Below are 25,022 nucleotides of genomic sequence, written 5' to 3'. Positions count from 1 at the left end.
CGTCGAATGCATGACCCACATCGACGCGGGCGCCGAACTCGATCCCGTGCACCCCGCCCCCGTACCCGGGCGGACACGGGGACTGTCCGCCGCCGAGGTGGCCGAGCGGGTCGCCCGCGGTGACGTCAACGACATCCCCGTCCGCAGCAGCCGCTCCCTGGGCGAGATCGTCCGCGCCAACGTCTTCACCCGCTTCAACGCGATCATCGGCGTGCTCTGGCTGATCATGCTGTTCGTGGCGCCGTTCCAGGACACCCTCTTCGGCTACGTGATCATCGCCAACACCGGCATCGGCATCATCCAGGAGTGGCGCGCCAAGAAGACCCTGGACTCGCTCGCGGTGATCGGCGAGGCGAGGCCGACGGTGCGCCGGGACGGGGTGGCCGCCGAGATCGGCACCTCCGAGATCGTGCTCGACGACATCATCGAGATCGGACCCGGCGACAAGATCGTGGTCGACGGCATCAGCGTCGAGACCGACGGACTGGAGATCGACGAGTCACTGCTGACCGGTGAGGCCGATCCCGTCGTCAAACGGGCCGGGGACCCCGTCATGTCCGGAAGCTTCGTCGTCGCCGGGGGCGGCGCCTTCCGGGCGACCAAGGTGGGACGCGAGGCGTACGCCGTCCAGCTCGCCGAGGAGGCGGCCCGGTTCACGCTCGTCCACTCCGAGCTGCGCAGCGGTATCTCCACGATCCTCAAGTACGTGACGTGGATGATGGTCCCGACCGCGATCGGCCTCGTCATCAGCCAGCTCGTGGTCAAGCAGCACGGGTTCAAGGACTCCGTCGCCCGCACGGTCGGCGGCATCGTGCCCATGGTCCCCGAGGGACTCGTCCTGCTGACCTCCGTGGCCTTCGCCATCGGCGTCATCCGGCTGGGGCGCAAACAGGTCCTCGTCCAGGAACTGCCCGCCATCGAGGGCCTCGCCCGCGTCGACACGGTCTGCCTGGACAAGACGGGGACGCTCACCGAGGGCGGCATGGACGTCACCGAGCTGCGGCCGCTCCAGGGCGCCGACGAGACGTACATACGCAAGGTCCTCGGCGCGCTCGGCGAGTCCGACCCGCGCCCGAACGCCTCCCTCCAGGCGATCATCGACGCCTACCCGGACAGCGAGGACTGGCGCTGCACCGAGGCCCTGCCCTTTTCCTCCGCCCGCAAGTACAGCGGCGCGTCCTTCAGCGAGGGCAACGGCGAGGCCAGCACCTGGCTCCTGGGCGCCCCGGACGTCCTGCTGAACCCCGACGACCCGGCCCTGGCCGAGACCGAGCGTCTGAACGAACAGGGGCTGCGCGTGCTGCTGCTGGCCCGCACCTCCCGGGAGCTCGACGACCACCGGGTCAAGGAGGGCACCCGGCCCACCGCCCTGGTCGTCCTCGAGCAGCGACTGCGCCCGGACGCCGCCGACACCCTGCGCTACTTCGCCGACCAGAACGTCCGCGCCAAGGTGATCTCCGGCGACAACGCGGTGTCCGTGGGCGCGGTGGCCGGGAAGCTCGGCATCGCCGGCCGGGTCCTGGACGCCCGCCGCCTTCCCCCCAACCAGGCGGAGATGGCCAAGTCGCTGGACAAGGGCACCGTGTTCGGACGGGTCACCCCGCAGCAGAAGCGGGACATGGTGGGCGCCCTCCAGTCGCGCGGGCACACGGTGGCGATGACGGGCGACGGTGTGAACGACGTGCTCGCCCTCAAGGACGCGGACATCGGCGTCTCGATGGGTTCGGGCTCGGAGGCGACACGGGCCGTGGCACAGATCGTGCTGCTCGACAACAGCTTCGCGACACTGCCGTCGGTGGTCGGTGAGGGCCGGCGGGTGATCGGGAACATCACCCGGGTCGCCACCCTCTTCCTGGTGAAGACGGTCTACTCGGTGCTGCTGGCGGTGCTGGTGGTGTGCTCGCAGGTGGAGTACCCGTTTCTCCCCCGGCACCTGACCCTGCTGTCGACCCTGACGATCGGTGTGCCGGCCTTCTTCCTGGCGCTGGCCCCCAACAAGGAGCGGGCCAGGCCCCACTTCGTACGGCGGGTCATGCGGTACTCGATCCCGGGCGGGGTGATGGCGGCCGTCGCGACCTTCGCCACCTATCTGATCGCCCGTCAGCACTACTCGGGACCCGGCTCGCTGGAAGCGGAGACCAGCGCGGCGACCCTCACGCTCTTCCTGATCACGATGTGGGTGCTGGCGATCGTCGCACGTCCCTACACCTGGTGGCGGATCTCCCTGGTGGCCGCGATGGGCCTGGCGTTCCTGTTCGTGCTGGCCGTGCCCGCGCTCCAGCACTTCTTCGCGCTGAAGCTGGTCGGCGTCACGATCCCCTGGGTGGCGGTGGGGATCGCAGCGGTCGCGGCGGCCGCCCTGGAATCCGTCTGGAAGTGGGTCGACCGCCGCGTGCCCGCCTAGCGGGGCCCGCGTAGAGAGGCCCGCCCAGAGGGCCCGCCCGACACGAGCGTCCTGCCGGGGACTAGACCGTGGGCCACATGCTCTTGCCGGCCGCCACCTTGCCCTTGCCGTCGCCCGCGTACCAGCGCAGGTCGCCGTTGGACCACAGGGCGGCCAGGTCCGCCTTGCCGTCGCCGTCGAAGTCGCCGCCCAGCACGGCCCGCATGCTGCCCCAGCTCTTGTCGGGGAACATCGAACGGGCCTTGTCGAAGGTTCCGTCGGCCTTGCCCGGGTAGAGGTTCAAGGCGCCGTCGGCCCCGACGGCGGCGATGTCGTCACGGCCGTCTTCGTTGAAGTCACCGGTGGCGATGTGCTTCATCTTCCAGGTCTTGTCCGGCCACATGGCCTTCTTCTGGTTGACCAGGTTGCCGCTCGCGTCCCTCTTGTACGTGTAGAGGGAGCCGTCGGGCCACTGGAACAGCAGGGTGTCGCGCCCCGGGGTCTTGCTGTGGAGGGTGGCGACCGGCAGGCCGTCCTTCCAGGCCGAGTCGGACCACAGCTTGGGCCGGGTCCACAGGTTCTGGGCCCAGGAGCGCCGCTCGCCCATGTAGAGGTCGCCGTCGTCCTCGACGGTGACCACCTCGAGCCCCGCGCCCTCCTTGAAGTCGCCCGCGACGATCTGCTTCTGGTTGGGACGGCCGAGGCCGGGCAGGAAGGTGCCGTACTCCAGCTTGCCGTCGGGGCGGCCGTAGAAGACGTGCGCGGGGCCGCGGGTCAGCACGGCCGCGATGTCCGTGCGCCCGTCGCCGTTGAAGTCCGCTGCCGTGACGGCGTCGGTGAGGAAGTCCTTGCGGGGCGTGAGCCGGACCTGCTGCACCCAGCCCGCGATGTCGTCGACGCGCGAGGCGACGGCTCCGGTACGGGTCTCCTCGGTGCCGAAGCAGCCGCCGTTCCAGGAGGCGTTGACCACGCCGATCAGGTTGCCCCTCGCGTTGAGGACCGGGCCGCCCGCGTCGCCCTGGCAGAGGGCGCCACCGCCGTTGGCCGGGGAGATCGCGAGGGTCGAGGCGTTCACGGTGTCCACGGTGAAGGAACCGGTGTGCGCCCGGCCGGGGACCCACTCGTCCTTGGTGCGTCCGAACCCGACCGCCCTGAGCTGGTCGCCCTGGACCGGTGCGGTGGTGTCGAGCTTGGCCTCGTCGATGTCCGGGAACGGGCCGTCCAGCGGGTTGTCGAACGTGACCGGGTTGTTGATGCGCGCCATGACCAGGTCACGGTCGGGGTGCGGGACGAGCTCGGTGACCTTCTGCTTCAGCAGCGCATCCGGGCCGGGCCGGTTGCCGTCGGTGGTCACCACGGTGGTGTACGGAGGCTCGCCGGCCTTGAGCTGGGACGCCTTCTGGGGATCGGCGGCGAAGCAGCTGGCGGCGGTGAGCACCCACTGGGGGTCGACCAGGGTGCCGGAGCAGCCGCGTTCGTTGTCTGCGCCGTAGGCGATGTGGAGCTTGACCGCGAACTGGTCGGTGCCGTCCTGGACCTGGTCACCGTTGACGGACTGGGCCGGGGGCGCCATCAGCAGTCCGGTGGCGAGACCGGCCGTCAGGACACCGGCCGTCCAGGCCGTGCGCTTCCCGCGCGAACGGGGATGAGTCACGTTTTCCTCGAATCACAGGGCTTGTTTCTGCGGGTGCAGAAGGCGTGTCGGATCCGTGCGTCGTGTCGCGCACGGAAGGTGGGGGGTGGCTGCGCGGGGGCGGTCGGTCAGCCGGTGACGCGGAGCTCGAGGAGCACCGACCTGGCACCTCCGCCGGTGCCTTCGCCGACGGATTGGGACTCGCCCTTCGGCACGTTGACCGTCGTGGTGGCGCCGTTGGCGGTGAGGTCCGCGCTGACCGGGTGGTCCGCGGCCTCGATGAAGAACACCCGGGGGAGTTCGAGCGTGAGGCGGCCGGTCTTGCCGATGGTCCTGAAGCAGTAGGTGCCCTGGCGGCCGACGGAGTCGTCCTTGACGGTCATCACGCGGATCTGCTGGGCGGCCTGGTCGCAGTCGGCCAGCAGGATGTGGCCGTCGCCCTGCTTCAGCTTGATCCCCTTCTCCACCAGGATGCGGTCCGCGGAGGGATATCCGTAGTCCTCGACCGCGAGGGGCGGCGTGGAGGAGGACGGCGGCGTGGGCGGGTCGTCGGCGGCGGCGATGGATACGCCCCCTACCGTGGCGAACCCGGCCACAACCGCGGATACCATGATTTTTCGGGCTCGGAAAGGCACGCGAAAGTCCTTTCGGAAGCGGGTCGACGAAGAGAGGAACCCGCCCGGATGTAATGAACGAAAAGCCTGCGGATACGCCGAAGAAAGTCAGGCGAGTGCCGGATGATGGCAGGCAGGTCCGCGATGCTGGAGACGCCTCAAAACAAACCCCCGTGATTGCGTCAGAACTCAAGGCGCCAGCGACTTGACAGACGGAAAGGCGCGAGTGGTGAAACCCCCTTGGCCGAAAGCCACCGCTGGTCAGGCGGGGCAAAGGCGGGTCATACGTTAGTCAAAGCCTCACTGTTCGTCAATACAACACCTCCACGCCCTGCTCAACAAGCCATCACGAGACCGCGACCGGTATGCCCCCAAGGGGGAGTAACCGGACATCGTTCCGGCCGGACCTCGCCCCGCCGCCCACGGCACCCTTAAATCGGATTCGATTGCACGGATCACCGGCGTTGCGCCGCCCATTCCCTGAATTCGGCGGCTCGCATTCATGAAAAAACGGCCGCCTCGCCGGGATCCCGGCGAGGCGGCCTTGGTGCGGCGGAGATCTACCTCACGTCGACGAAGTCACCCGCGGCGTTGACCGCCGGCGTGGTCGAGGTACCCGCGAAGGAGTAGCGGAAGTAGCCGTCGACGGACGCCTTGACCGTGGTCTTCAGATTGCCCGCGCTGTCCGTCTTCATGGTCTTCAGCGTGGTGTAGGTGCTGCTGCCCTTCTTGCGGAACTGCAGCTTCACCCACTGGCCGGCGTCCCCGGTGTACTTGTCGGCCTCCCAGTCGGCGTGGGAGAGCTTGCCCTTGACCGTCAGGGTCGCGCCCTTCCTCACCGGCTCCGGGGAGGCGTCGGCCGTCAGCGCGGAGTTGCGCTGGATCAGGGTCTTGCCCAGTGCGCCCTGCTCGGCGACGCCGACCTTGGAGATATCCGGATCGGTCGTGTTCAGCTGCCCGTTCCAGTCGATGGCCCCGGCGGCGGCGCCCCAGGTGCCGGCGTCCGCGTTCTCCAGGTCCCCGTAGGCCGGGTAGACGTCGATCGCGCCCTTGCAGGTCGCGGCGGTCGACGAGGTCGCGGTGCAGGTGGCCGACTTATCGCCGATGAGGAAGTTGTCCGGGTTGTCGTAGGAACCCTTGTAGAGGTAGACCTCCGTCTCGAAGTCCGGCGAGGTGATGTCGACGTCGGCGCCGTGGGTCAGGGTGTACGAGACCGGGATGGAGACGTGGGCGTTGGTGCCCACCTTGTACGCCTTGCCGATCTTGAAGTTGGAGAAGGTGACGTGCAGGGCGTACGGCGCGCCCGAGGTGCCGGTGCGGGCGGTGAACGCCTGCTTGCCGGAGGTGGCGCGGGCGGACTGCAGGACCTTCGCGACGGCCGCGCGGTGGGCGGGAGCGACGTCGGCGGCCTGAGCGGCCGGTACGGCGAAGGCGGAAAGGGCCAGGGCGCCGGAGACGGCGGCCACGGTGGCGCGAATGCGCATGGCGTTCCCCAAGTGGAGAAAAGGGCCCGCGGGTTGGCTCACGCGGGGCCCGAGTGTCTTAGGGAGTCTGTTGACTCGCATGATCAGACCGCCGGCCGGAGGACATCGTTGTACGCGGCTCGGTCTTTTTGTCACCGCATGACCCGGCCTCAGTCGAACCAGCGGTCCCGGGCCAGCTCCTCCGTGCGTGAGGGGTCCTCCAGGAGTGCGGCGACCTCGAATCGGCGCGGCCACTGGCCCGCCGCCCAGGCGAGCCCCGCGGCGACGCCCTCCAGGGTGGCGGCGTGCAGCACACCGTCCGACGTCAGCCGCCAGTCGATGTCCACGCCGTCGACGACCAGCTCCTCGTGCTCGACGTACGAGACCGGCGTGGACGGGCCGAGCAGCACCCGCACGGCATCGGGAACGTCGTGCTCGGCGCCCTCGGAGGTCACCTCGCCCGTCACCGACTCGCTCAGCCGCCGCACCTGGAACAGCTCCGCGAGATCGGCGGCCCGCGTCGGGCGCACCGGCAGCAGTGGGACGCCCTCGGTGAAGGGCAGCAGGTCCGGCGAGTCGACGACCACCGCGTCCGCGGCGTCCACGACGGTCACCCGGCCGTCGGCGACCGCGCGCAGGTCGTCCGGCAGGGTCACCTGTTCCGGGTCGAGGTCCGCCAGCGCCGTGTAGAGGGCGTGGAGCTGCGCGGCGGACACGGGCCGCTCGGGGTCGGCGAGCCGGTCGAGCAGTTCGGCGGCACCGCCGGGCTCGTCGAGCAGGGCGGCCACGGACGTGCGTACGCCCAGCGCCCGCAGCACCTGCTCGTCGTCGAAGCCGGTGGCGTCGGCCTCGTCGTACAGCCCGCGCAGCAGCGGGTCGCCGCCCGCGGCGCGCAGGCCCGCGGGACGGCGGCCGTCGAGCACCGGGTGGCCGCGCAGCCACCAGGCGGTGTACGGCCGTACGACCTCATGGGTGCCGTCGGGCAGCAGAATCCGCACCGGCTGGGTGAGCGCGTCCCGCAGCGGCGGCTCGGAGAGCAGGGCGAGGGCCGCCGGCCAGCGGCCGTCGTCGACGAGGTCGAGGTCGCGCACGGCGACGATCTCGGTCGCCACCGGCGGCACCGGAGTGTCGTGCAGCCGGTCCAGGACGTCCTCGCACCACACGTCGACGGCGTCGAGCAGTCCGGCGTCGTCCGGCTCGGCGAAGTCCGAGTCGCGGGGCTCCAGTTCGTCGGGGTCCAGGACCACGTCGGTGGCACGGACCAGGGCGAAGTTCGCCAGCACCCCGCAGGCGGTCAGCGGCTGTTCGCCCCAGCGCTCGGCCAGCTCCCGGTCGACCAGGGCGAGTTCGCCTTCCCGCAGCACGCTCGCGAAGGGGCTTCCGGGGAGCACGAGTTCCCCGGCGGGCGCGAGCTCGCCGTCCTCGTCGGGCAGGGCGAGGGCACCGAGCCAGGGCTCGTCACCGGGCTCGAGCGCGGCCTCCCGGACCAGGGCGAGCACGGTGTCGGCCAGCTCCTCGGCGTCCAGGCCCTCCTGGTCCCAGCCGGGCCCCTCGTCGTCGAGGGAGGCGGCGACGGCGGCCCGTACCTGCGGGGTGGTGAGCACGGCACGCGGGGTGGCCGGCAGGGCGCCCAGCTTCTCCAGGAGCGGATGGGCGGCGTCCGGGTGGGCGACCTTCAGGCCCAGCCGCGCCAGGACCTCGGGCGTCACCGGCGGCCCGTCGACGGTCGGCAGCAGCACCTGCCGGGGCCCGATGGTCGTACGGCCTGCCCCAGTGCCGAAGCCCCGGGAGGTGTCCCCGGCGAGCGGCACCGGCAGCCCCGTCAGCCGGTCCGGGTCGACCCCGGCCAGGCTGTCGTACAGCCGCCACCACCAGTCGGGCTCCTTCTCCAGGCCCGCCAACCGGTCGACCGCCTCGGTCAGCTGAACCCGGGCGACGCCCAGCGTACGCAGCTCCGCGCGGCGCTCGAGGCCCGCGGGCAGCAGGCTGGGCAGCACCTCGGCGAGGACCCGCACGGTCTCGGCACCGGCCCCCTCGACGATCTCGGCGTCCCGCGGCCGCAGCGCCTCGGGCAGCTCGGGGTCCTCACCCGGGTCATGGGCGGGCGGCAGGAAGGCGGTGCGCGGCAGCCGCTCCAGGACGGCCCGGCGCAGGGCGCCGTCCAGCTCGCCCTTGCCCAGCGGACCCGGCACCAGGTCGATCGCGCCGGGGCTCACCGGGCGCCAGTCGGCGAGGAGTTCGGCGTACGAGTCGGCCGCGCGCTCCACCAGGAAGTCGGTGAGCGGGCCGGGCGCGGCGTGGCGACGGGTGGTGTCCAGCGGGAACGAGGCGATCAGCAGCGCGGGCACGCCGAGCGGCTCGTCGCTGGGCGTGGGGGCGTGCACGACCGGTGCGGTACGGGGCCGCACGGGGGTGCCGTCGTCCGCCACGGGGACGGCCCAGGTGACGGACCAGTGGGGACGCAGCCGCTCCTCGACCGGGCGGTCGGCGAGGAGGTCCGGGGTGAGGGGGCCGTGCCGGGAGACGGTGCGCCAGCGGGTGGTGCCGTCGCGGGAGTCCTCGATCACGGTGTCGGTGCCCTCGGCGCCGCGGCGCAGAGTCCGTACCTCCTGGTCGCCGATCTCGACGACGACTTCCTCCAGGCCGGCCAGGGCGAGCAGGAGGGCGTCGTCGACGGTGTGCAGCAGACGCTCGGCCAGGTCGGTGGCGGCCGCGTCGCGCAGCGGGAGGATGACGACGGTGTCGTACGGGTCGGGAGCGCTGCCCTCGGCGGCGAACGGCAGCCGCAGCAGCGGCACATGCCCGTCGCGGCGGCGGATCTCGTCCCCGAGGCCGGGGCTGTGCCGGGCGGTCTCGGTGGCCAGCTCCCGGGCCTCGGCCAGGGACCAGCGGACCCCGCCGTGCCGGCCGACGACGGCGGGCTCGTCGCTGACGGCGAGGACGGCCGCGAAGCCCACGCCGAAGCGGCCGACGGCGTGCTCGTGGGTCTCGCGCTTGGCGGAGGCGCGGAGGGTGGACAGCGACTCGACGCCGGCCGCGTCCAGGGGAGCGCCGGTGTTGGCGGCGACGAGCACACCGTCGCGGAGGGTGAGCCGCAGCCGGCCGGGGACCTTCGCCCTGGCCGCCGCGTCGGCGGCGTTCTGCGCGAGCTCGACCACCAGGCGGTCGCGGTACCCGCCGAGTACCAGGTCCTCCTCGGCGTTGGCGTCCTCGCGGAACCGGGCCGGGCTGGTGGCCCAGGCGTCCAGCACCCCGCGCCGCAGCCGGGCCGTTCCGAACGGGTCCGCGCCCTCGGCCGCCGGCCGCACGAATACGCTCACGCTTTCACTCTCCCTCTCGCGGCGTGCCTGTGCCTGCCGCGGGACGAAAGTACCGTCTGCCGGGGCAGCCGTTGCCGGGGGCTGCGCCCGGGGATCCCCGCCGGAGCCCGGACGGGAGTGCCCCCGGCGGCCGGGCGGACCGGATCGTGCGGGGGCCGGGGCGTGTCGTGCCCGGACAGGGCCGTGCGGGGATGACGGCTAGGAGTGCCCCAGCTCCGCCGCCGACTCGTCCGCCACCGCCGGTACCGAACCCGAGTCCGGGGAGGGACGCAGCGGGAACGGCTCCACCTTCGTCTCGTCGACCACCGGCGGGGGCGGCTGCGGAGCCTTCGGCATGACCGCCGCCTCCGAGTGGGCGCCGCAGCCGTACGCGAGGGAGACCACATGGCCGTCGGCCGGGGAGAACTCGTTCGCGCACACGCCGAAGGCCTGCCCGAGCGAGCCCCCGATCGGCGCCAGGAAGCCGCAGCTGACACAGGACGCGGGAGCCGCCTGTGCCATCGGGGTCTTCGGGCCGAAGGCCTCGTCCCAGCGGTCGGCGGCGGTGTGCAGGCCGTAGCGGGACAGGACCCGGGCGCGGCGCATGCCCAGCTCCTCCGCGATCGCCGCGATCGAGCCGCGCGAGGGCGCCATCGGCAGGTTCGCGGGAACGCCCGCGGTCACCTCGACGTCCTCCGCCTCCACCAGCTCCGCCATCTCGCCGGAGACCGGGGAGTTCGGCCCGGGCTCCTCCTCGCCCGAGAAGCCGGGCTCCAGGCGCAGATCCTCGGCGTCGGTCGGCAGCAGGTCGCCGGGGCCGAGGTCGCCCGGGCGCAGCCGCTCGCTCCACGGCACCCACTCCGGTGCGAGCAGCGCGTCGGGGCCGGGCAGCAGCACCGTCTCGTCGAGCGTGACGATCTTCGCGCGGGACGCCCGCGCGACGGTCACCGCCCAGCGCCAGCCCCGGTACCCCGGCTCCTTGCACTCGAAGAAGTGCGTGACAACGCGGTCGCCCTCGGACACCAACCCGACGTGCTCGCCGACGACGCCGGGCGCGGCGGCCTCCTCGGCGGCGGCGCGGGCGAGGTCGACGGCCTCGGCGCACAGGCGGTCGGGGGTGCGGCTTCGCGGTGTCGCTGCGCTCACAGGTATCGCTTCTCTCCTACGCCGTCTCACGGGTGCGCCCTTCCCGGCTGGGGGTGCGGACGGAGCGGACCGGCGGACCGCGTCGACGTCCGCGCCCGATCGCGCTCGGGCGCACCTACCCCACCCATTCTGCGGGATGGATGAGAGGCGCGCGGCCGAGAACAATCGCCACGGCGCGCTACGCACGCTACCCTCTCCGCGCCCCGGGGCCCACCCCGAGTGCCACGCTCTGCCGGACGCGGGCTCTCCGTGCCGGGCCGGTACGCCGCCGGCGCGCTTCCCGGACCTCCGGCACGATGACCGGTTCCGCGCCCCTGCCGCCCGCTCCCACACGCCCCCATCCGTGCGGTAACCGCACTACCCCCGGCCTTATCGGGGCACTATGACGGGGTGGCAGCCGCGAGGTCGTCCCACGAAGCCGCCGGGGTGGGCGGAGTCGAAGGGCGCAGCCGGGAGGGCGGTTCGGGCCGGTTCGCAGGGTCCGTCCGTGCGGTCGGCCGTGCCCTGCACCTCCCCGTCACCGGTGCCGCGCGCGGCATCCGCAAGGTCACCCACGCGCACGGCGCCGGGGAGTCCGGGCTCGGGAAGCTGATCGAACTGCACGCGGTGAACGGCGCCGGTGACGTCATGGTCACCGTCGCTCTCGCCTCCACCGTCTTCTTCTCCGTGCCGACCGACGAGGCCCGCGGACGCGTCGCCCTCTACCTCGCCATCACCATGGCCCCGTTCACGGTCCTCGCGCCCGTGATCGGCCCGCTCCTGGACCGCCTGCCGCACGGCCGCAGGGCCGCGATGGCCGGAGCGATGCTCGCCCGCGCCCTGCTCGCACTGATCATCTCCGGGGCGGTCGCGAGCGGCAGCCTGGAGCTGTACCCGGCCGCGCTCGGCGTGCTCGTGGCCTCCAAGGCGTACGGCGTCGTCCGCAGCGCCGTGGTGCCACGGCTGCTGCCGCCCGGCTTCTCCCTGGTGAAGGCCAATTCCCGGGTGACCCTCGGCGGTCTCCTCGCCACCGGCGTGGCCGCCCCCGTCGGTGCCGGCCTGCATGCCATCGGACCGGCCTGGCCGCTGTACGGAGCATTTCTGATCTTCGTCGCGGGGACGTTTCTGTCGTTCTCGCTGCACCCGAAGGTCGACTCCGCCAAGGGTGAGGACATCGCGCTGCTCGCGGCGGACGCCGAACACCTGCGCGGGCCGCACCGCAGGACCACCCTGCGCCGCCCCGGGCTGCGCACGGTCGGCCCCGCCGTCACCCACGCCCTGGCCGCGAACGCCTCCCTGCGCTGCCTGTCCGGCTTCCTGATCTTCTTCCTCGCCTTCCTGCTGCGCCAGCAGCCGCTCACCGGCGAGAGCGCCGCGGTGTCGCTCGGGATCGTGGGCGCCGCGGCGGGCGCGGGCAACGCGCTGGGAACGGCCGTCGGCGCCTGGCTGAAATCCCGCGCACCGGAAGTGATCATTGTGACGGTCGTGGCGGTCGTGCTGGTCACGGCGATCACCGCGGCGGTCTTCTTCGGCGCGTTCCTGGTGGCGTCCCTGGCGGCGGTCGCCGGGTGCGCGCAGGCCCTGGCCAAGCTGTCGCTGGACGCGCTGATCCAGCGGGACGTGCCGGAGCCGGTGCGGACCTCGGCGTTCGCGCGCTCGGAGACGCTGCTCCAGATGGCCTGGGTGCTGGGCGGCGCGATCGGCATCGTGCTGCCGCTGAACGGGCTGCTGGGGCTCGCGGTGGGCGCCGCGCTGGTGGCGGCGGGCTGGCTGACGACCGTACGGGGCCTGCTCGGCTCGGCCCGGCACGGCGGGCGCCCGGGCACCTGATCGCACGAGCGCGCGGCACGTCGCACACCCCACGTGGGGAGGGGACCGGACGTGCCCGATAGCCTTCGGCCATGACCGCACTGCGTTCCCGCCGCGCCGTAGCCGCTCTCGGCGCCGTTTCCGCCGGACTTCTCCTGCTGTCCGCCTGCAACAAGCCGACGCCGCTGGCGACCGTCACGGTCGGCACGGACTCGGTGAGCTCCCAGACCGACTGCTACAACGACGGCAAGGAAGTCGCGGCCGCGGAGCTGGCGAAGTGCCTGAAGTCGAAGGACATCAAGTCGATCACCGTCGACCCCGATGAGACGGTGCGCTTCGGCGTCGACCCCGCCATCGCGGACAGCGGCTGGACGATCCTGATGAACGGTCAGCCGCTGACCGACTCCAGCAAGAAGACGTACCGCACCATCCCGGGCAGCGTGTTCTTCAACGCGCAGTACGGCGCGAGCGGCAACTCCACGCTCGTGTCCATCAAGGAGGGCCAGAACAAGGTGCTGGGCCTGTGGACCTTCAAGCTCAAGAAGGAATCCTGACCACCTCGTCCGCCCGATTCCTGGTGGCCACCGCGGTCCCGGCCGAACGGGACGCGGTGGCCGGGGCGTTCCCGGAACCCGCCGCCGAGGTGCCGCTGCCGGCCGGCACCCTGCACCGGACCGGGGACTTCGACCTCCTCGCCGTCGGCGTCGGTCCCGCGCTCGCCGCCGCCTGCACCGCCTCGGCCCTGACCGCCGCCGCCCTCCGGGGCGCCCCTTACGACCTCGTGGTCTGCGCCGGCATCGCGGGGGGCTTCGCGCCGGACGCACCGGTCGGCTCGCTCGTCGTCGCCGACGCCATCGTGGCCGCCGACCTCGGTGCCGAGACCCCGGACGGTTTTCTTCCGGTCACCGACCTCGGCTTCGGAACCGTCAGCCACCGGCCGCCGGCATCACTCGTACGAGGACTCGCGGCCGCCTCAGGCGCCGTCACCGGCACCGTGCTCACCGTCTCGACCGTGACCGGGACCGCCCGGCGCGCCGACGAGCTGCGCGCCCGGCATCCGGGAGCGCTCGCCGAGGCGATGGAGGGGTTCGGCGTCGCGGAGGCGGCCGCCGCGCACGGCACGCCCGTCGTGGAGATCCGGGCCGTCTCCAATCCCGTCGGCCCGCGCGACCGCGCCGCCTGGCGCATCGGTGACGCCCTGGGGGCCCTCACCGAGAGCTTCGGGAAGCTCGCGACCGCCCTCGAGAGTTGGACACAGCATGACCGCACCCAGTGAGCCCCGGCCCCTGAAGATCGCCTACTCCCCCTGCCCGAACGACACGTTCGTCTTCGAGGCATGGGCCCACGGCCGCGTCCCCGGCGCACCGGCGCTCGATGTCACCTTCGCCGACATCGACATCACCAACGGCATGGCCGAGCGCGGCGAGTTCGACGTGCTCAAGGTGTCGTACGCGGTGCTGCCGTACGTCCTGGACGAGTACGCGCTGCTGCCGTGCGGCGGCGCGCTGGGCCGGGGCTGCGGGCCGCTCGTGCTCACCCGGGAGCCGGGGGCCCGGCTCACCGGCCGGACGGTCGCCGTGCCGAGCGAGACGTCGACGGCCTACCTGCTGTTCCGTCTGTGGGCCGCGGACACGGTACCCGGCGGGGTCGGAAAGATCGTCGTCATGCCGTTCCACGAGATCATGCCGGCCGTGCGGGACGGCAAGGTCGACGCGGGGCTCGTGATCCACGAGGCGCGGTTCACCTATCGGAACTACGGGCTGCACAAGCTCGCCGACATGGGCGAGCACTGGGAGGCCACGACCGGCCTGCCGATCCCGCTGGGCGCGATCATCGCCAGGCGCTCCCTGGGCGCGGACACGCTGAAGCTGCTCGCCGAGTCCGCCCGGGCCTCCGTACGGGCGGCCTGGGACGACCCCGAGGCCTCCCGTGCGTATGTCATGGAGCACGCGCAGGAGATGGACCCCTCGGTGGCGGACGCGCACATCGGGCTGTACGTCAACGAGTTCACCGCGGGCCTGGGCGAGGACGGCTACGCAGCGGTCCGGGGGCTGCTCACGCGCGCGGCGGCCGAGGGGCTGCTGCCGCCCCTCGGCCCGAACGCGCTCTCGTTCCCCTGACGGACGTCCGGGACCGGCCGGCGCGCGGTCGGACGTCGCCCACGTCAGACGTCCAACTGGTCGGCGACCGCGCGCAGCAGGCCCGCGATCTTCTTGCCGGAGGCCTTGTCGGGGTAGCGGCCCTTCTCCAGCATCGGGGTGATGTTCTCCAGGAGCGTCGTCAGGTCCTGGACGATGGAGGCCAGTTCGTCCGGTTTCTTCCGCTGGGCGGCCGCGACCGAGGGGGTCGGCTCCAGAAGGGTGACGGACAGCGCCTGGTCGCCGCGCTGACCGGCGACGACTCCGAACTCCACGCGCTGTCCCGGTTTCAGGGAATCGACTCCGGCGGGGAGAACCGAGGAGTGAACGAAGACGTCGCCGCCGTCGTCGCGGGAGAGAAAGCCGAAGCCCTTCTCGCTGTTGAACCACTTGACCTTGCCGGTAGGCACGTCTGTCCTCGTCCTCGTACTCGTCGGAAACTGCGTCTGCAAAGTATTTCGGGAAAGTGCTCCGGAGAGCACCGCAGCGGGTCGCCCGGACCCGCCGGTACCAAGGCTAATGGTCCGGGGGCCGGTGACAAGACGTCGCCGAGGCGTTCCTCGCGACGGGAACTACCCTGGTCCGGTGCGTGACGAAACCCAAGCGAATTCCGCCTCGGCCGGCGACCGGCTGATCCGTGCCGGTGCGATCGTCTTCTTCATCGGGGCGGTGGCCACTTTGGTCACCGTGGCCCCGCTCCTGCTCGGCACGAAGCCTTTCCCGACGTTCATGTTCGGCCTGAGCATGCTCATGGGCGTCGGGTTCCTGATGGCCGGCGCGGGTGTCCTCCAGTCGATCGCGGAGGGCCGCCGAAGGGCCCGCGGGGCACGGCCCTAGGCGGCCCCGAAGCGTCGCCCTCAGGGGTGGGCGTACGCCGTCAGCCAGCCGGGGAACTCGGTGAGGCCGGCGAGGACGACGTCCGCGCCCGCCGCCCGCAGCTCCTCGGCGGGGCAGGGGCCGGTGGCCACGGCGACGGAGAACGCCTCGGCCGTACGGGCACCGCGGATGTCCCCGACATGGTCGCCGACGTAGACGTCCGCGCCGTGCTCGAGGAGCGCCTCCGCCTTCCGCTCGGCCCACAGGTCGCCGATCACCGCGTCGGGCTCCATCCCGAGGTGCTCCAGGTGCAGCTTGGCGTTGGGCTCGTACTTGGCGGTGACGACGATCGCCCGCCCGCCCGCCGCCCGCACGGCCTGGATCGCCTCACGGGCGCCGGGCAGAGCGGGCGTCGCGGCGATCGCGATGGTGGCGTACATCTCGCGGTACAGGTCGGCCATCGCGTCGACCCGCTCCGCCGGGAACCAGTTGACCAGCTCGTCCACCAGTGGGGGACCGAGCCGGGTGATGGCGAGATCGGCGTCGATGTACGTCCCCGTCCGCGCGGAAAGCGCCTGGTAGCAGGCGTGGATCCCGGGCCGGGAGTCGATCAGCGTCATATCGAGGTCGAAGCCGACGGTGAGGGCGCGAGACGTCATGGCGGCCATTGTCCCAGGGCGGGCGGCCGGCACGGCGACGCCGGAGTGGTACCGGACGACGCCGAAGTGGTACGGCACGACGCCGGAGGGACACGGCCCTGGGTTCCGGGCGCGCGTCGGCCACGCCCGGCGTCGCGGCTTCTCACCGCCGGCGCTGCGACCGCCACACCAGATACAGGGCCGAGGCCACGGCCGCTCCCCGTACCACCCAGGGCCAGGTCTGGGCGACGGCGTCGTTCATGTGCCCCTGGGCGATCGGATCACCCCAGCGGCCGCTCGTGCGGCCCCACAGCCAGACGATGCCCGCGGCCGCGGCCAGACCGGGCAGGCCCATGACGGCCCACTTGGACTCGGCGGGGGTCAGCCGGCGGGACGCCCAGGCGAGGAGCCAGCCGAGACCGAGGGCGAGCCAGCTGCCGATCACCGCCCCGGCGACGAGGAGTCCGGCCGCCAGGAGCAGCAGGGGGTTGCTCCGGCCGGTGAGGAGGGGAAGACGGCGGCGCGCGGCGGGCTCCCCAGCGGGGGCTGTCTCGACCACCGGGTCCCCGGCGGCCGGCTTCTCGACGGCGGCCTCCGGCTTCGACGGGCCGCCGGGCGCGGGCGGCGGCTTCAGCAGGTCGGGGATCTCCACTCCGCCCACGAACCCCGGTACGGCGTCGCCGAGCCCGAAGCCACCTGCGGACCCGCCGTCCACACGCCACCAGTCGGGGCGGGTGGCACTGTCGCCCAGTTCGTGCGCACCGGCCAGGTGCGGTGGCGAGGGGGCGCCGCGGGAGGGGCCCGCGGGCCCGGGTTCGGCAGGGCGGGGGCGGGGCACGACCCGGCGCAGGCCCTTGGGGCGGTCGTGCTCCCCGAAGCCGTTCGTCCGCTGCGGGGGGACGGCCGCGGAAGGGCTCGGGGCGGTGCCGCCGGAGGTGCCCGCGGACGCGGCGGCCACCACCTCGTCGGGGGTGCCCAGCCGGGAGAGGATGCGCCGCACGGCGGCCGGGCTGTCGACCGGGGACTTCGCCCGCCGCCGGTCGATCTCCTCGCGCAGCTCGGACACGAGCCGCATGCGCGCGGCCGACGGCAGCTGACGCTGCTGGGCCACGTCCCCGACCCGGCTCAGATAGTCGAAGACAAGCTGGTCGCTCTCGATCCCCACGAAGCCCCTCCGGGGTGGGCCGCTGTCGTTCCGTACCGTATCCCGCGCATACCCTCTCCGAGGGCCGCGTCCCCCGGCCCCCGCCTCGGCCTGCACCAGCCATGGCCGGACCGTGGCCGCTTCGACACCTCTTCCGTGGGTGTCACCCGCTACCGTTGACCGGATGACCCCCGAGGAGCGCTCACGCAAGGAGGCCGCGGGCAAAGGCGTCGCCGCGCCCCGCTCGCTGGCCGAATCCCTGCGTGCGCGGGACGACGCCTCCCTGTCCGCCCTGCTGCGCGCCCGCCCGGACCTCATCACGCCCGTGCCCACCGACCTCACCCAGCTCGCCACCCGGGCCGCGACCCGCGCGAGCGTCGTCCGCGCGCTGGAGCGCCTCGACCGGTTCGCCCTCCAGACGGCGGAGGCCCTGGCCGTGGCCGCGGACCCGGCGTCGTACGACGAACTGCTCGGGCTGATGGCCGGTGACGGCGGCGCGGAGGCCGACCCGGTCGTCGCCGAGTCGCTTCCCCGCGCCCTCGCCGTCCTGCGCGAGCAGGCGCTCGCCTGGGGCCCGGACGACCGCCTCCGCCTCGTGCGCACGGCCCGGGAGCTGCTCGCCCCCTCCCCGCAGCACCCCTCCCCCACCGGTCTCGGCCCCAGCGCCGCCGAGGCCGCCTCCGGCATGTCGCCGGGCCGGATCCAGGAGATCCTGACCGCCACCGGGCTGCCGACCACCCATGACGCCGTCTCCGCGGTGGCCTCCCTCACCGCCCTGTTCACCGACCGCGCCCGGATGGCCGCGCTCCTCGCCACCGCGCCCGCCGAGTCCCTGGAGGTGCTGTCCCGCCTGGTGTGGGGACCGCCGTACGGCCAGGTCACCGCGGATCCGGCGCCGCGACTGCGCTGGCTGCTGGACCGCGGGCTGCTGCTGCCGACCGCCCCCGGGACCGTTGTCCTGCCCCGCGAGGTGGCGCTGCACCTGCGTTCCGGGCGGGCGCACCGGCACACCGAGCCGCTGCCGCCCGCCCTCGCCACCGCCGCGACTCACCGGCCGCAGATGGTGGACGCCACGGCGGCCGGTCAGGCGTACACCACGCTCGCGACCGTCGAGGAGCTGCTGAAGGACTGGGACGAGGGAGGGCCGTCGGTGCTGCGTGCGGGCGGCCTGAGCGTGCGCGATCTGAAGCGGACGGCGGTGGCGCTCGACGTGCCCGAGCCCCAGGCCGCCTTCTGGGTCGAACTCGCCTACGCGGCGGGGCTGCTGGCCTCGGACGGCGAGGTCGACGAGCGGTACGCGGCGACCCCGGCGTACGACGAGTGGCGGGAGCTGCCCGCCGCCGAGCGCTGGAGCCGGCTGGCCACGGCCTGGCTGGCGGCGACACGCACCCCGGGTCTGGTCGGCGGCCGGGACGCCAAGGACCGCGTGCTGTCGGCGCTCGGGCCCGGCCTGGACCGCTCGGCCGCCCCCGAGGTCCGCCATCGGGTGCTGACGCTGCTGGCCGGACTGCCCGAGGGCGCCTCGCCCACCCCCGACTCGGTGCTGGCCCGGCTGCGCTGGGAACGCCCCCTGCGCGGCGCCCAGCCCGCGGCCGACGACCTGCGCGGGCGCCTCGCGGAGTGGACGCTGTCCGAGGCGGAGCTGCTGGGCCTCACCGGCCGCGGTGCCCTGTCCGCGCACGGCCGCGCCCTGCTCGGCGAGACCCCGGAGCACGCGCCGGCCGCCGAGCCGGCCGGTCCCGGCGACAAGCTTCCCGTCCACCACCGGCATCACCCTCCCGCGCTCCGCGAGCCCCTCACCGCGGCCGAGCGGGCGGCGGCCGCCTCCCGCGCCGCACGGCTGCTCGCCCCGCTGCTGCCCGAGCCCCTGGACCACGTGCTGCTCCAGGCGGATCTGACGGCGGTGGCACCCGGCCCGCTGGAGCGGCCCCTGGCCGACATGCTCGGGGTACTCGCGGACGTCGAGTCGAAAGGCGGCGCGACGGTCTACCGCTTCACGCCCGCCTCCGTGCGCCGCGCCCTGGACGCGGGGCGCAGCGCGACGGATCTGCACGCGTTTCTCGCCGCGCACTCCCGTACCCCGGTCCCGCAGCCGCTCACGTATCTGATCGACGACGTGGCGCGCAGACACGGGCACCTGCGCGTCGGGGCGGCCTCGGCGTACGTGCGCTGCGACGACGACACGGTGCTGAACGAGATCCTCGCGGACAAGCGCTCGGCCTCGCTCCGACTGCGCCGGCTGGCCCCGACGGTCCTGGCCGCGGGCGCCGACCCCGCGACGCTCCTGGAGGGACTGCGCGCCCTGGGCTTCGCCCCGGCCGCGGAGTCCGCGGAGGGCGATGTACTGATCACCCGGGCCCACGCCCACCGGACCGGGCCCCGCACCGCGCCGGAGCCGGTCCCGGAGGGCCCTCCGGTCCCCGACGCGACGCTCCTGACCGCGGCCCTGCGCGCCATCCGGGCCGGCGACCTGGCCTCGACGACTCCCCGTAAACCGGGCCCGGCCCCCGCCTCCGACGGCGACCTGCCGCGCACCACCTCCGCCGAGACCCTCGCCACCGTGCAGGCCGCCGTTCTCACCGGCAGTGCCCTGTGGATCGGCTATGTCAACGCCGAGGGCACCGCCTCCCAGCGCGTCATCGCCCCCCTCCGGGTGGAGGGCGGCTTCGTGACGGCGTACGACCACACGGCGGACGAGGTCCGCACCTATCCGCTGCACCGGGTCACCGGGGTGGCCGAGCTCGCGGACGACCAGCTCTGATCACCTCGGAATGAGGCACACTGGACGTTTGGCCGTGCAGAGCCGTGCAGAAAGGCAGCCGCGCGTGAATGGTCCGCTCATCGTTCAGTCCGACAAAACCCTGCTCCTCGAAGTGGATCACGAGCAGGCCGACGACTGCCGTCGGGCCATCGCGCCGTTCGCGGAGCTGGAGCGGGCGCCCGAACACATCCACACCTATCGGGTGACCCCGCTCGGCCTGTGGAACGCGCGGGCCGCGGGGCACGACGCCGAGCAGGTCGTGGACGCCCTTGTGCAGTACAGCCGCTATCCCGTGCCGCACGCGCTGCTCGTCGACATCGCCGAGACCATGGACCGGTACGGGCGGCTGACCCTCAGCAAGCACCCGGCCCACGGTCTGGTCCTGACGACCACCGACCGGCCCGTCCTGGAGGAGGTGCTGCGGTCCAAGCGGATCATCCCGCTGGTCGGGGCCCGGATCGACCAGGACACCGTCGCCGTGCATCCCTCCGAGCGCGGGCAGATCAAGCAGGTGCTGCTCAAGCTGGGCTGGCCCGCCGAGGACCTCGCGGGGTACGTCGACGGCGAGGCGCACCCCATCGAACTGAGCGAGGACGGGTGGGCGCTGCGGCCCTACCAGAAGCAGGCCGTGGAGAACTTCTGGCACGGCGGCAGCGGCGTCGTCGTACTGCCCTGCGGTGCCGGCAAGACCCTGGTCGGCGCCGGTTCCATGGCCCAGGCCAAGGCGACCACCCTCATCCTGGTCACCAACACCGTCTCCGCCCGGCAGTGGAAGCACGAGCTGGTGAAGCGGACCTCGCTCACCGAGGACGAGATCGGCGAGTACTCCGGAACGCGCAAGGAGATCCGCCCGGTCACCATCGCCACGTACCAGGTGCTCACCACCAAGCGGAAGGGCATCTACCCGCATCTGGAGCTGTTCGACTCCCGGGACTGGGGCCTCATCGTCTACGACGAGGTGCATCTGCTGCCCGCTCCGGTCTTCAAGTTCACGGCGGACCTCCAGGCGCGCCGGCGGCTCGGGCTGACCGCGACGCTGGTGCGGGAGGACGGCCGGGAGTCGGACGTGTTCTCCCTGATCGGGCCCAAGCGGTTCGACGCGCCCTGGAAGGAGATCGAGGCCCAGGGCTACATCGCACCCGCCGACTGCGTGGAGGTGCGGGTGAACCTCACCGACTCCGAGCGGCTCTCGTACGCCACCGCCGAGACGGAGGAGAAGTACCGTTTCTGCGCGACCACCGACACCAAGCGGAAGGTGACCGAGGCGCTGGTGCGGCGCTTCGAGGGGCAGCAGATCCTGGTCATCGGCCAGTACATCGACCAGCTGGACGAGCTGGGTGAACACCTGGGCGCGCCGGTCATCAAGGGCGAGACCTCCAACCTGCAGCGGGAGAAGCTCTTCGACGCCTTCCGCGAGGGCGAGATCAACGTGCTCGTCGTCTCCAAGGTCGCGAACTTCTCCATCGACCTGCCGGAGGCGACCGTCGCCATCCAGGTGTCGGGGACGTTCGGGTCGCGGCAGGAGGAGGCCCAGCGGCTGGGACGGGTGCTGCGGCCCAAGGCCGACGGCCACCAGGCGCACTTCTACTCGGTGGTCGCCCGCGACACCATCGACCAGGACTTCGCCGCCCACCGCCAGCGCTTCCTCGCGGAACAGGGCTATGCCTACCGGATCGTGGACGCGGACGAGCTGCTGGCGGAGAGCTGACAGCGGGATCGCGGGGCGGGCGAGGCGGCGCTCGGCGGACCGTCGTCAGCGGCGGCTGCGAACGCCCGCCTCTTCGCCGTACTCGCCGAGGAGAACCACGTCGATCGCGGCGCCCAGGAACACCTTGACGGCGCGCAGGGTGTCGCCGACGACATGACGGCGGTGCTGCTCGACGAGGGCGGTCGCGCCGGACGGCGGGCCCTGCCGGGCGGGGGTGAAGGTTGCTGCGCTCATGTCTCCATGGTGGAACCGCCGGCCCCGAATGGCGTCGGACCAAGGACGTAACCTGCGGGGCCGTTCCGTACCCCTTCCGGGCAGCCCCGTGTCGTACTCCGGAGGGACCTCGTCCCCTAGGGCACCCGGGCCCGCGACCCCGAGGCGCCGGGAAAACCGCTGGGCGCCACAGGCGCCCGTCGCCTAAAATCTCCCCTCTTGCCCGCCTCCCTTCGCGGAGAGCAGTCGTCCGGACGGAAACCGGACGGCACCAGCGCCACCCGTCACCGCGCCGGCCCACCGCACCGGAGGCATCTTTCCGTGTCCAGCCTCTCAGCCCCGGACTCCCCGTCCGGCCCGTCGAAGACCGACCCCCTCTCCCGCGAACGCGCGCATCTCGCCGCCTCCCGGGCCGCGCTGCGTGCGATGCGCGAGGACGTGGAGAACCTCGACATCAGCGACGTCACCGCGAACTGGGTCAACGCCGGGGTACTGGCCCGCCAGATCGACGAGCGCATCAAGGCCCTCGCCGACCTCAGCCACACCCCGCTGTTCTTCGGCCGCCTCGACTATCTGCACGCTCCCGGCGCGGACAGGGCGGAGGGAGCCGAGGGCGAACAGTTCTACATCGGGCGGCGGCACGTCCACGATTCCGACGGCGACCCGATGGTGATCGACTGGCGCGCGCCCGTCTCGCAGCCGTTCTACCGGGCCTCGAAGAAGGACCCGATGGACATCGGCCTGCGCCGCCGCTTCGGCTACACCGGCGGCGAGCTGACCGCGTACGAGGACGAGCACCTGTCCGACCCAGCGGAGGCCGCCACCACCAGCAAGCTGCTCCAGCAGGAGATCGAGCGCCCGCGCGTCGGCCCGATGCGCGACATCGTGGCCACCATCCAGCCCGAGCAGGACGAGATCGTGCGGTCCGGGCTGTCGGGAACCGTCTGCGTGCAGGGCGGTCCCGGCACCGGGAAGACGGCCGTCGGCCTGCACCGGGTCGCCTACCTCCTCTACGCGCACCGCGAGCGTCTCGCCCGTACCGGCACCCTCGTCATCGGCCCGAACGCCTCCTTCCTGCACTACATCGAGCAGGTGCTGCCCGCGCTCGGCGAGCTGGAGGTGAGGCAGGCGACGGTCGACGACCTCGTCGCGCATGTCGAGGTACGCGGCACGGACAGCGCCGCGGCCGCCGTCGTCAAGGGCGACGCGCGCATGGCGGAGGTGCTCCGGCGGGCCGTGCGCGCGCATGTGACGATGCCCACCGAGCCCGTCGTGGTGGTGCGGGGCTCCCGGCGCTGGCGCGTGCCCGCGTACGAACTGGAGGAGATAGTACGGGAGTTGCTCGACCGGGACATCCGCTACGGCGCCGCACGCGAGGCCCTGCCGCAGCGGATCGCGCACGTCGTGCTCGTCCAGATGGAGCGGGCCGGGGAGGCACCGGACGACCGGGTGCAGGACGCCGTGGCCCGCAACGCCGCCGTGAAGGCGGCGGTCAAGGCGATCTGGCCGCCGGTCGACCCGGCGAAGCTGGTCCTGCGGCTGCTCACCGACCCCGGCTTCCTCGCCGAGCACGCGGCGGGTCTCCTCGACGAGGACGAGCAGAAGAAGATCCTCTGGACCAAGCCGGTGCGCTCGGTGAAGTCCGCCCGGTGGTCGCCCGCGGACGCCGTACTGATCGACGAGGTCACCGACCTGGTGCAGCGCACGCACTCGCTCGGGCATGTGGTGCTCGACGAGGCGCAGGACCTCTCCCCCATGCAGTACCGGGCGGTCGGCCGGCGCTGCACCACCGGTTCGGCGACCGTCCTGGGCGACCTCGCGCAGGGCACCACGCCCTGGGCGACGCGCAGCTGGGAGGAGGCACTCGCACACCTGGGCAAGGCGGACGCGGTGATCGAGGAGCTGACGGCCGGTTTCCGTGTGCCGACGGACGTGATCACATACGCCTCGCGGCTGCTGCCGCACATCGCGCCGGGGCTCACACCGGTGGCGTCGGTGCGTGAGAACCCGGGCTTCTTCGACATGCGCACGGTCACCGACGCCGCCGATGTGGTCGCCGCCTGTGTGGAGTCGCTCCGCCACGAGGGCTCGACCGGCCTGATCGCGGCCGACGCCCGGATCCCCGTGCTCGCCGAGGCGCTCGCCGCCGCGGGCATCGGCTATCTGGGCCCCGGCGAGGAGACGACCGGTCAGACCCGGCTGACCCTGGTCCCGGCCTCGCTCGCCAAGGGCCTGGAGTACGACTACGTGGTCCTCGACGAGCCCCAGGCGGTCGTCGACGGCGAACCCGACGAACGGACGGGCCTGCGCCGCCTGTATGTGGCCCTCACCCGTGCCGTCTCGGGACTGATCGTGACCCACGCGGCCCCGCTGCCGCCTCAGCTGGGCTGAGGGAACCGGGACTCCGGCCGGCCGTCTAGGGCGGTGCGCCACTCCCGTACCGCCTGCGTCGAGACGGGCGCGGTCCAGCCGTCCGGGCGGGCCGCTCCGCCGATGTGGAAGGCGTCCACGCCGGCGGCGCGCAGCGACGGTACGTGGTCGAGACGGAGGCCGCCGCCGACCATGAGCCGCTGGGTGTAGCCGGGTTCACCGCGCCGGGCGGCCTCGGCGACCAGGGTGGGCAGGCCGACGTCCACGCCGTCCGCCGAGCCCGCGGTGAGATAGGTGTCCAGGCCCGGCAGATCGGCGAGCTGCTTGCGCAGGGCCTCCCGGTCGGCGGCGTGGTCGATCGCGCGGTGGAAGGTCCAGCGGCAGCCGTCCAGCTCCGCCAGCAGCCGCTCCACGGTCTCCAGATCGGGCCCGCCGTCCTCGCCGAGGAACCCGAGCACGAACGCGTCGGCACCGGCCGCGCGCAGCTCGCGCGCGGCACGGACCAGGGCCCCGATGTCACCGGCCGCGAACCCGTCCCGCTTCCGGAGCATCACGCGCAGCGGGATGTCGACGGCGGCGCGGATCCCGGAGAAGACCGCCACCGGCGGGGTGAGACCGTCGGCGGCCATGTCGGTGACCAGCTCGAGGCGGTCCGCGCCTCCGGCCTGGGCGGCGACCGCGTCCTCGGGCCCGAGGGCGATCACCTCCAGGACTGCACGCGTGCTCATAGGACCCCTTCCGTCGGTGTTCCCCTGGAGCGACTATAGGTCTAGTCCAATCCAAGGGTACGACGCCCGGCTACGGGCGGCGAGAACGCCTCGTACCGACGGACACCCGTGCCGCTGTGGCATGAGCGGTACCGGTCCGGGCCCGGGGTGTTCGGTATCCCCCGTATCGGCCCGGTCTCG

At 72.9% G+C, this 25,022-nt stretch carries 19 protein-coding genes; 9 read left to right on the top strand and 10 right to left on the bottom strand.

The window, feature by feature from the left end; genetic code table 11:
• Window positions 1-10 precede the first annotated feature (10 nt).
• The gene (locus tag LZ604_RS00330; RefSeq protein WP_234511146.1) at window positions 11-2,404 is read left to right on the top strand and encodes an HAD-IC family P-type ATPase; all 2,394 of its coding nucleotides are present in this window, start codon (window positions 11-13) and stop codon (window positions 2,402-2,404) included.
• A 61-nt stretch (window positions 2,405-2,465) separates the two neighbouring features.
• Here LZ604_RS00330 and LZ604_RS00325 read toward each other — a convergent pair whose 3' ends face one another.
• The 5 genes from LZ604_RS00325 to LZ604_RS00305 all read right to left on the bottom strand — a co-directional run bounded on the left by LZ604_RS00325 (window position 2,466) and on the right by LZ604_RS00305 (window position 10,538).
• Window positions 2,466-4,037 carry an FG-GAP-like repeat-containing protein gene (locus tag LZ604_RS00325; RefSeq protein ID WP_234511143.1) on the bottom strand — a complete coding sequence of 524 codons (1,572 nt, stop codon included), beginning with the start codon at window positions 4,035-4,037 and terminating at the stop codon, window positions 2,466-2,468.
• 107 nt (window positions 4,038-4,144) lie between these two features.
• Window positions 4,145-4,627: a hypothetical protein gene (locus LZ604_RS00320; protein WP_234511141.1), complete on the bottom strand. Its 483-nt coding sequence runs from the start codon at window positions 4,625-4,627 to the stop codon at window positions 4,145-4,147.
• A gap of 563 nt (window positions 4,628-5,190) precedes the next feature.
• On the bottom strand, window positions 5,191-6,114 hold the full coding sequence (locus LZ604_RS00315) for a hypothetical protein (RefSeq protein WP_234511139.1): 924 nt from the start codon (window positions 6,112-6,114) through the stop codon (window positions 5,191-5,193).
• Window positions 6,115-6,263: 149 nt separating this feature from the next.
• Window positions 6,264-9,413, bottom strand: coding sequence for a sacsin N-terminal ATP-binding-like domain-containing protein (locus tag LZ604_RS00310; protein WP_234511136.1), 3,150 nt, complete (start codon window positions 9,411-9,413; stop codon window positions 6,264-6,266).
• A 198-nt stretch (window positions 9,414-9,611) separates the two neighbouring features.
• Window positions 9,612-10,538: a DUF3027 domain-containing protein gene (locus tag LZ604_RS00305; protein WP_234511133.1), complete on the bottom strand. Its 927-nt coding sequence runs from the start codon at window positions 10,536-10,538 to the stop codon at window positions 9,612-9,614.
• Between the two features lie 390 nt (window positions 10,539-10,928).
• On the opposite strand from LZ604_RS00305, the gene LZ604_RS00300 reads away from it, so the two are divergent.
• From LZ604_RS00300 to LZ604_RS00285, 4 genes are all read left to right on the top strand, one after another.
• A complete protein-coding gene (locus tag LZ604_RS00300; protein WP_234511130.1) occupies window positions 10,929-12,347 on the top strand; it encodes an MFS transporter in 1,419 nt (472 codons plus the stop codon).
• A gap of 71 nt (window positions 12,348-12,418) precedes the next feature.
• On the top strand, window positions 12,419-12,880 hold the full coding sequence (locus LZ604_RS00295; RefSeq protein ID WP_234511126.1) for a DUF2771 domain-containing protein: 462 nt from the start codon (window positions 12,419-12,421) through the stop codon (window positions 12,878-12,880).
• Entirely contained in the window at window positions 12,850-13,602 is a 753-nt protein-coding gene (locus LZ604_RS00290) for a futalosine hydrolase (protein WP_234511123.1), read from the top strand. Before LZ604_RS00295 ends, LZ604_RS00290 begins: the two co-directional genes overlap by 31 nt.
• The gene (locus LZ604_RS00285) at window positions 13,586-14,446 is read left to right on the top strand and encodes a 1,4-dihydroxy-6-naphtoate synthase (RefSeq protein WP_234511120.1); all 861 of its coding nucleotides are present in this window, start codon (window positions 13,586-13,588) and stop codon (window positions 14,444-14,446) included. Before LZ604_RS00290 ends, LZ604_RS00285 begins: the two co-directional genes overlap by 17 nt.
• 44 nt (window positions 14,447-14,490) lie before the next feature.
• Here the strand turns inward: LZ604_RS00285 and LZ604_RS35960 are convergent, their stop codons facing one another.
• Complete coding sequence (locus LZ604_RS35960; protein ID WP_103845154.1) at window positions 14,491-14,874, bottom strand: cold-shock protein; 384 nt, start codon at window positions 14,872-14,874, stop codon at window positions 14,491-14,493.
• A 175-nt stretch (window positions 14,875-15,049) separates the two neighbouring features.
• Between LZ604_RS35960 and LZ604_RS00275 the strand changes: the two genes are divergently transcribed.
• Window positions 15,050-15,301 (top strand): hypothetical protein, encoded by a 252-nt coding sequence (locus tag LZ604_RS00275; RefSeq protein ID WP_234511117.1) that lies wholly within the window; start codon window positions 15,050-15,052, stop codon window positions 15,299-15,301.
• A gap of 20 nt (window positions 15,302-15,321) precedes the next feature.
• Here the strand turns inward: LZ604_RS00275 and LZ604_RS00270 are convergent, their stop codons facing one another.
• The gene (locus LZ604_RS00270; protein WP_372482069.1) at window positions 15,322-15,939 is read right to left on the bottom strand and encodes an HAD family hydrolase; all 618 of its coding nucleotides are present in this window, start codon (window positions 15,937-15,939) and stop codon (window positions 15,322-15,324) included.
• 142 nt (window positions 15,940-16,081) lie between these two features.
• Window positions 16,082-17,083 carry a hypothetical protein gene (locus LZ604_RS00265; RefSeq protein WP_234511110.1) on the bottom strand — a complete coding sequence of 334 codons (1,002 nt, stop codon included), beginning with the start codon at window positions 17,081-17,083 and terminating at the stop codon, window positions 16,082-16,084.
• 163 nt (window positions 17,084-17,246) lie between these two features.
• Here LZ604_RS00265 and LZ604_RS00260 point away from each other — a divergent pair, with 163 nt between their 5' ends.
• Both LZ604_RS00260 and LZ604_RS00255 read left to right on the top strand, forming a co-directional pair.
• A complete protein-coding gene (locus LZ604_RS00260; protein WP_234511105.1) occupies window positions 17,247-19,823 on the top strand; it encodes a helicase C-terminal domain-containing protein in 2,577 nt (858 codons plus the stop codon).
• 64 nt (window positions 19,824-19,887) lie between these two features.
• Window positions 19,888-21,531: a DNA repair helicase XPB gene (locus LZ604_RS00255; RefSeq protein WP_234511101.1), complete on the top strand. Its 1,644-nt coding sequence runs from the start codon at window positions 19,888-19,890 to the stop codon at window positions 21,529-21,531.
• Window positions 21,532-21,576: 45 nt separating this feature from the next.
• On the opposite strand, the gene LZ604_RS00250 is transcribed toward LZ604_RS00255, so the two are convergent.
• Window positions 21,577-21,765 carry a hypothetical protein gene (locus tag LZ604_RS00250; RefSeq protein ID WP_234511095.1) on the bottom strand — a complete coding sequence of 63 codons (189 nt, stop codon included), beginning with the start codon at window positions 21,763-21,765 and terminating at the stop codon, window positions 21,577-21,579.
• A gap of 300 nt (window positions 21,766-22,065) precedes the next feature.
• Here LZ604_RS00250 and LZ604_RS00245 point away from each other — a divergent pair, with 300 nt between their 5' ends.
• A complete protein-coding gene (locus LZ604_RS00245; protein WP_505016489.1) occupies window positions 22,066-24,135 on the top strand; it encodes a HelD family protein in 2,070 nt (689 codons plus the stop codon).
• Here LZ604_RS00245 and LZ604_RS00240 read toward each other — a convergent pair.
• A complete protein-coding gene (locus LZ604_RS00240; RefSeq protein WP_234511092.1) occupies window positions 24,123-24,842 on the bottom strand; it encodes a copper homeostasis protein CutC in 720 nt (239 codons plus the stop codon). The genes LZ604_RS00245 and LZ604_RS00240 overlap by 13 nt on opposite strands.
• Window positions 24,843-25,022: the final 180 nt, after the last annotated feature.

Origin of the sequence: Streptomyces glomeratus (assembly GCF_021462825.1) — a bacterium.
In the GTDB taxonomy this organism is placed as follows: domain Bacteria; phylum Actinomycetota; class Actinomycetes; order Streptomycetales; family Streptomycetaceae; genus Streptomyces; species Streptomyces glomeratus.
Note: the sequence above shows the minus strand (reverse complement) of the source record. Positions and strands in the feature narration are given on the sequence as shown.